This window comes from Brevundimonas sp., assembly GCF_031082345.1.
GTDB lineage: Bacteria > Pseudomonadota > Alphaproteobacteria > Caulobacterales > Caulobacteraceae > Brevundimonas.
In genome coordinates this window covers 1-5,966 of record NZ_JAVHLH010000181.1, presented here as the reverse complement: position 1 = coordinate 5,966, position 5,966 = coordinate 1, and the positions used below count along the sequence as shown (strand labels likewise).

Genomic DNA, 5,966 nt, shown 5'->3' with positions numbered 1-5,966 from the left:
CGGCGGCTCCGCCGCGGGCGTGACCGCCTGCGCCGGGGTCGGCGCGGCGGATCCGGCGGCCGGCGTCTGATCCGCAGGCCCGCAGGCGGTGAGGATGACGGCGGTCAGTCCAATAACGGCAATGCGAGACATGGCGCGCCCCTCCCGGAGCCTGTTTACGTCCGGCGAAGACGAACGGAATGAGCGGTGCGCCGGGGTCGCGATGTGACACGCCCACGAAGGGAACGCACAACCAAGGCGGTACGCTACACCGGTTTCCCGAAACACCGAACTGCAATATCTCAAGCCTCGAGCCGGCGAATGCCCCGATGATTGGATGCGGCCTTTCGGCCGGTGGTGGCGTACAAGGGCGGACGACGCCGCCAGTCACCCGCCCTTCCGGCGGCCGGCGTCGCGGGATGACGGTCATGGCCAAGGGTCAAGCACGCAGCAACAAGGAAATCCGCAAACCGAAGGCGGAGAAGCCCAAGCCGGCCGTGTCGGTGGGCACCTCGCCCTTCACCCAGGTTCCGGGCAAGAAATAGCGGGCGCTCCCTGCCGCACCTCCCCTGCCCCGCGAGCGGCCTTGCGCCTCCGCGCCGGAACCGCGTAGCTTCGGGCGTTAACCATCGGGAGGGCGAACCATGGATGAGGTAGCGGAGGCCGCCGTCGTGGGGCGGAACGACAAGGGGCACCGCGACAACGGCGGTCTGTTCCGGTTCCTGCCCGGCTTCGTTCTTATCCTGATCCTGTTCATCGCCGGCCAGCTGATCTTCAAGGACCCGCGGGCGATCCTGTTCGACATCAATGGCTACAAGCTGGCGTGGGTCGAGATCCTGATGCTCGCCGCGGCCATCGTCGCCATGGCCGAACAGCTCAAGGTGTCCAAGCCGGGGGTGAACCAGATCAACGAAGCCCTGCTGATCGGTCTGGTGGCCGTGGTGCAGATCGTGCTGTTCACCCTGGGCGCGTCCGGCGTGGCGGGTTTCAGCATGTTCGCCAACACCGAGTTCGTGCTGCTGACCCTGATCAATGTGGCCCAGACCGTGGTGGCCTTCCAGATCAACGCCGCGACGCTGATGCGGACGATCAGCTCGGGGTGATCGGGGCGGTCGGCGACCATCCCCGCTCCGCTCATCCCGGCGAAAGCCGGGACCCAGAGCTTTGGGTGACGGGCCGGCGGTATAGCGGGCGAGCCGCAAGTCCCGAAACATAGACGCCTGCTGGACAGGACTGGGTCCCGGCTTTGGCTGCTACGCGCCGCCCTTCGGGTCGCCGGGATGAGCGGATTTTTTAGTCCTAGTATTCGTGGCTCTCGGCCGGGCGTTCCTCGAGGTGGCCGTCCTTGAGGGCGAAGACGCGGTCCATGTGACCGGCCAGCTCCATGTTGTGGGTGGCGATCAGGGCGGCGACGCCGGTGTCCTTGACCAGGCGGTGCAGGGCCTCGAACACGGTCTGGCTGGTGGCCGGGTCGAGGTTGCCGGTCGGCTCGTCGGCCAGCAGCAGGCGCGGCCGGTTGGCCAAGGCGCGGGCCACAGCGACGCGCTGCTGCTCCCCGCCCGACATCTGGGCCGGCTGGTGGGTCAGGCGCTCGCCCAGGCCCAGGGCGGTCAGAACCTCGGCGGCGCGGGCGCGGGCCTCGGCCTGGCCGACGCCGGCGATGCGCAGCGGCAGGGCGACGTTGTCGCGGGCGTCGAACTCGGCCAGCAGATGGTGGAACTGGTAGACGAAGCCGATGCTGGCAAGGCGGATGTGGGTGCGGGCGCGCTCGGGCAGGTCGCCGACGTCCCGGCCGTCGATGCGGATCTCGCCGGACGTGGGGCGCTCCAGCAGGCCGGCGGCGTGCAGCAGGGACGACTTGCCGGAGCCCGACGGGCCGATCAGGCCGACCACCTCGCCGGGCATCAGGTCGAGATCGACGCCCTTGAGCACGGTCAGGGGACCGGCGGCGGACTGATAGGTGCGGGTGACGCCGCGGACCGAGAGCACGGGCGCGACCCCGGCCCCGGCGCGGGCGGCCGTCTTGGGGGCCTTACTCATAGCGCAGGGCCTCCACGGGATCCATCTTGGCGGCGCGCCACGAGGGCAGCAGGCTGGCCACGCAGGACATGAACACCGACCACAGGGTGACCCAGAGGACGTCCATCGGGTCGACCTCGGCCGGGATGGACTCGAGCATGTAGACGTCGGCGTCGAACAGCTGGACCTGGAACAGGGCCTCGAGGAAATGCTGAATGGCGCCGATGTTGAGGCAGAACAGCAGGCCGAGCACGAGGCCGGTGACGGTGCCCGCCACGCCGATGGCGGCGCCGGAGATGAAGAAGATGCGCAGCATGGACATCTGGCTGGCTCCGACGGTGCGCAGGATGGCGATGTCGCGGGTCTTGTTCTTCACCAGCATGACGATGCCGGAGATGATGTTCAGGGCGGCGATGGCGACGACGAGGCCGAGGATGATGCTCATGGCCACCCGCTCGACCTTGAGCGCGCCCCAGAAGGCGGCGAGGCGGTCGCGCCAGTCGCTGACGATGGCGCTGCGGCCTGCGGCCTCGCGCACCGGGACCAGAAGGTCGCCGACGCGGTCGGGCTCGGCGACCTTGAGCTCGATGACGTCCCAGACGCCCTCCTTGGCGAAGAACAGCTGGGCCTGCTCCAGCGGCATGAAGATGAAGGCGCGGTCGAAGTCGGCGGTGCCGGAGCTGAAGGTGCCGCCGACGCGGTAGGTCTTCTCCAGCCCGCCGAGGTTGCCGAAGGCGCTGTCGGCGCCGGTGGGCGAATAGAGGGTGATCGGGTCGCCGACGCCCAGGCCCATGCCGTCGGCCAGGGCCTTGCCGATCAGAATGTTGTCGCCGCCGTAGGGGCCCTGACCGAACGAGCGGCGCGCCTCGTCGCTGAGGCTGTTGTTGACATAGGCCATGGACCCGAGGTCGCCGGGGCGGATGCCGCGGACCATGGCGCCGGTGGTCACGCCGGCGGCGCGGACGATGCTCTGGCTTTCGGTCAGGGGGGTGACGCTGACCACGCCGGGCACGGCGGCGATGCGTTCGAGGGCGGCGTCGCGGTCGGGCGAGACCAGCACCTGGCCCTGGACGTACATGTGGCCGTTGAAGGACAGCATCCGGTCCAGCAGCTCGTTGCGGAAGCCGGCCATGATGCTCATCACCACGATCAGGGCCATGACCGCGAGGGCGATGGCGACGTAGGAGATGATGGCGATCAGGGCGATGCCGCCCTCGCGCCGCCGGGCCCGCAGATAGCGCAGGGCGAGGCCGAACTCCCAGGCCGAGAAGGGGCCGGCCGGTTTGGTCGGGCGGGCGGGCGCCGTCGCGTCCGTCATGCGGTCAGCCTCGCCATGGCTTCGTCCAGGGGAACGGAGATTTTCTCGCCGGTGGCGCGGCGCTTGAGCTCGACGACGCCGTCGGCGAGGCCCTTGGGCCCGATGGTCAGCTGCCACGGAATGCCGATCAGGTCGGCGGTGGCGAATTTGCCGCCCGGCCGCTCGTCGGTGTCGTCGTAGAGCACCTCCTTGCCGGCGGCCTCGAGTTTGGCGACCGCGTCCTCGCAGGCGGCGGAGCAGGCCGCGTCGCTGCTGCGCAGGTTGATGACGACGACGTCGAACGGGGCCACGGCGTCGGGCCAGATGATGCCAGACTCGTCGTGGCCGGCCTCGATGATGGCGCCCAGCAGACGCGACACGCCGACGCCGTAGGAGCCGCCGTGGATCTCGACATCCTTGCCGTCTGGCCCGGCGACCTTCGCCTTCATCGGGGCCGAATATTTGGTGCCGAAATAGAAGATGTGGCCGACCTCGATGCCGCGGGCCGACAGGCGGTCGCCCTCGGCGGTCTCGCGCTCGAAGCGGGCGGCGTCGTGCATGTCCTCGGTCGCGGCGTACAGGGCGGTGCGCCCGTCAACCACGGCCTGCAGGTCATCCCAGTCGACGTCGCCGCCGGGGGCCGGCATCTCGACCAGCTTGCGGTCGCAGAAGACCTCGCTCTCGCCGGTGTCGGCCAGGACGATGAACTCGTGGCTGAGATCGCCGCCGATCGGGCCCGGATCGGCCTTCATCGGCACCGCCTTCAGACCCATGCGGGCGAAGGTGTTGAGATAGGCCACGAACATCCGGTTGTAGGATTTGCGCGCGGCGGCCTCGTCGATGTCGAAGCTGTAGGCGTCCTTCATCAGGAACTCGCGGCCGCGCATGACGCCGAAGCGCGGGCGACGCTCGTCGCGGAACTTCCATTGGATGTTGTAGAGGTTCAGCGGCAGGGCCTTGTAGCTCTTCACATAGGCCCGGAAGATCTCGGTCACGACCTCCTCGGCTGTGGGGCCGAAGAGCAGGTCGCGGTCGTGACGGTCCTTGATGCGCAGCATCTCGTCGCCGTAGTCGTCGTAGCGGCCGCTCTCACGCCACAGATCGGCCAGTTGCAGGGTCGGCATCAGGATTTCGATGGCGCCGGCGCGGTTCATCTCCTCGCGCACGATCTGCTCGATCTTGCGCAACACGCGCAGGCCCAGCGGCAGCCAGGCGTAGATGCCCGCCGCCTCCTGGCGGATCAGGCCGGCGCGCAGCATCAGCTGGTGCGAGACGATCTGGGCGTCCGAGGGCGCTTCTTTGAGCGTGGGCAGGAAGTAGCGCGACAGGCGCATGGGCGGAATCCGGAGACAGAGGTAAGTCACCGCTTTAGCCGCTCGGGCGGGGCGAAAGCTAGGCGGTCCGCGTCAAACGCACAGATTGCCTCACGGATGCGGCCGGCCGACGCCGTATCGGGCGGCGAGATAGGGGATGATGGCGTGATCCTGGAGGAAGCGGCGGCCGGTGCTTTCGATGGTCTGCCGCCGGCCAGTCGAACTCGCCGTCGAGGATCAGGATCGGGCAGGACTGGTGATCCTCGCCGACCAGGGCGATCACCGGCAGGCGCGGACGGGGGTGGTCCAGACGGGTGATGTCGAGATGGGACTTGAGAGCCGGATAGAAGGCCAGCACGCCCTCGACGAAGGCGCCGGCCGGACAGAACCACGGCCCGCCCTCGTCGTCGGTCCAGTCCGGATTGAGCACGAACAGTCGGTCGGTCATGGCGTCAGCTTCCGGGCGGGGCGAGGTCCGGCAGGGGCATCCAGCCGATGAAGATCAGGACCATGACCACGGCCCAGACGATCAGCGAGACCCAGCTGGTGGTGATGAATTTCCGCTTCAGCCGGGGCTCGGCCGGCGCGCCCCACTGGGCCCCGTCGGTCGGACGCTCCTGCGCGCCCTGGGACATGCCCAGCGGCAGGACGGCGAAGAGCACGACCCACCAGCAGACGATGTAGATGGCCAGCATGGTGACGGGCCCGATCGGCATGTCCATCAGTGCGCTCCGTCTTTCGGGGTTTCCATCAGTTCGACCAGCACCCCGCCCATGTCCCTGGGGTGGACGAAGATGATCGGCGTGCCGTGGGCGCCGATGCGCGGCTCGCCCGTGCCGAGGATGGTCGCCCCCTTCGCCCTGAGGGCGTCGCGGGCGGCGAGGATGTCCTCGACCTCGAAACAGACGTGATGCTGTCCGCCCTTCGGGTTCTTCGCCAGGAAGCCGTGGATCGGCGAGTCGTCGCCGAGCGGCTCGATCAGCTCGATCTGGCTGTTGGGCAGGTCGATGAAGCAGACGCGCACGCCCTGGGCCGGGAGGTCGAAGGGCGCGTGCGCCTTCGTCGCGCCGAGCAGGTCGCGGTACAGGGCGACGCTGGCCTCTATGGAGGGGGTGGCGACGCCGACGTGGTTCAGTCTTCCGATCATGGAGAGGACTTAGCCGTTCCGACGGCGCGGGAGAAGGCCGGCCCGGTGCGACCCTTCAGTCCTGAACGACCCCGAAGGCCAGCGGCCGCCCGGGGCCGAACTCGGCCGTCCGCCCGCCGGACGACCAGCGCAGCGCCTGCACCCGCAAGCCGGTCGCCCCGGCGGGCGGACGGCCGAGTTCGGCCCCGGGCGGCCGCTGGCCTTCGGGGTC

Annotated in this window: 8 protein-coding genes; 2 read left to right on the top strand and 6 right to left on the bottom strand. The window is 69.1% G+C overall.

Annotation, left to right across the window (positions count from 1 at the left end; all coding sequences use genetic code 11):
* Positions 1 to 407 precede the first annotated feature (407 nt).
* Together RDU12_RS11490 and RDU12_RS11485 are read left to right on the top strand one after the other, a co-directional pair.
* Positions 408 to 524, top strand: a complete 117-nt coding sequence (locus RDU12_RS11490; protein ID WP_298744394.1) for a hypothetical protein — start codon at positions 408 to 410, stop codon at positions 522 to 524.
* A gap of 99 nt (positions 525 to 623) precedes the next feature.
* Positions 624 to 1,082, top strand: a complete 459-nt coding sequence (locus tag RDU12_RS11485) for a hypothetical protein (RefSeq protein ID WP_300290847.1) — start codon at positions 624 to 626, stop codon at positions 1,080 to 1,082.
* A 196-nt stretch (positions 1,083 to 1,278) separates the two neighbouring features.
* Here the strand turns inward: RDU12_RS11485 and RDU12_RS11480 are convergent, their stop codons facing one another.
* From RDU12_RS11480 to mce, 6 genes are read right to left on the bottom strand one after another with little or no spacing between them, the layout of a single operon-like run.
* Positions 1,279 to 2,019 (bottom strand): ABC transporter ATP-binding protein, encoded by a 741-nt coding sequence (locus RDU12_RS11480; protein ID WP_308684693.1) that lies wholly within the window; start codon positions 2,017 to 2,019, stop codon positions 1,279 to 1,281.
* A complete protein-coding gene (locus RDU12_RS11475) occupies positions 2,012 to 3,316 on the bottom strand; it encodes a lipoprotein-releasing ABC transporter permease subunit (protein WP_300291918.1) in 1,305 nt (434 codons plus the stop codon). The genes RDU12_RS11480 and RDU12_RS11475 overlap by 8 nt, the downstream gene beginning before the upstream one ends.
* Positions 3,313 to 4,629 carry a proline--tRNA ligase gene (gene proS, locus RDU12_RS11470; protein ID WP_300291916.1) on the bottom strand — a complete coding sequence of 439 codons (1,317 nt, stop codon included), beginning with the start codon at positions 4,627 to 4,629 and terminating at the stop codon, positions 3,313 to 3,315. Before proS ends, RDU12_RS11475 begins: the two co-directional genes overlap by 4 nt.
* A gap of 58 nt (positions 4,630 to 4,687) precedes the next feature.
* Positions 4,688 to 5,056, bottom strand: coding sequence for a DUF3088 family protein (locus RDU12_RS11465; protein WP_300291914.1), 369 nt, complete (start codon positions 5,054 to 5,056; stop codon positions 4,688 to 4,690).
* A 4-nt stretch (positions 5,057 to 5,060) separates the two neighbouring features.
* On the bottom strand, positions 5,061 to 5,330 hold the full coding sequence (locus RDU12_RS11460) for a DUF1467 family protein (RefSeq protein ID WP_308684690.1): 270 nt from the start codon (positions 5,328 to 5,330) through the stop codon (positions 5,061 to 5,063).
* On the bottom strand, positions 5,330 to 5,755 hold the full coding sequence (gene mce / locus RDU12_RS11455; protein WP_300291912.1) for a methylmalonyl-CoA epimerase: 426 nt from the start codon (positions 5,753 to 5,755) through the stop codon (positions 5,330 to 5,332). Before mce ends, RDU12_RS11460 begins: the two co-directional genes overlap by 1 nt.
* Positions 5,756 to 5,966 lie beyond the last annotated feature (211 nt).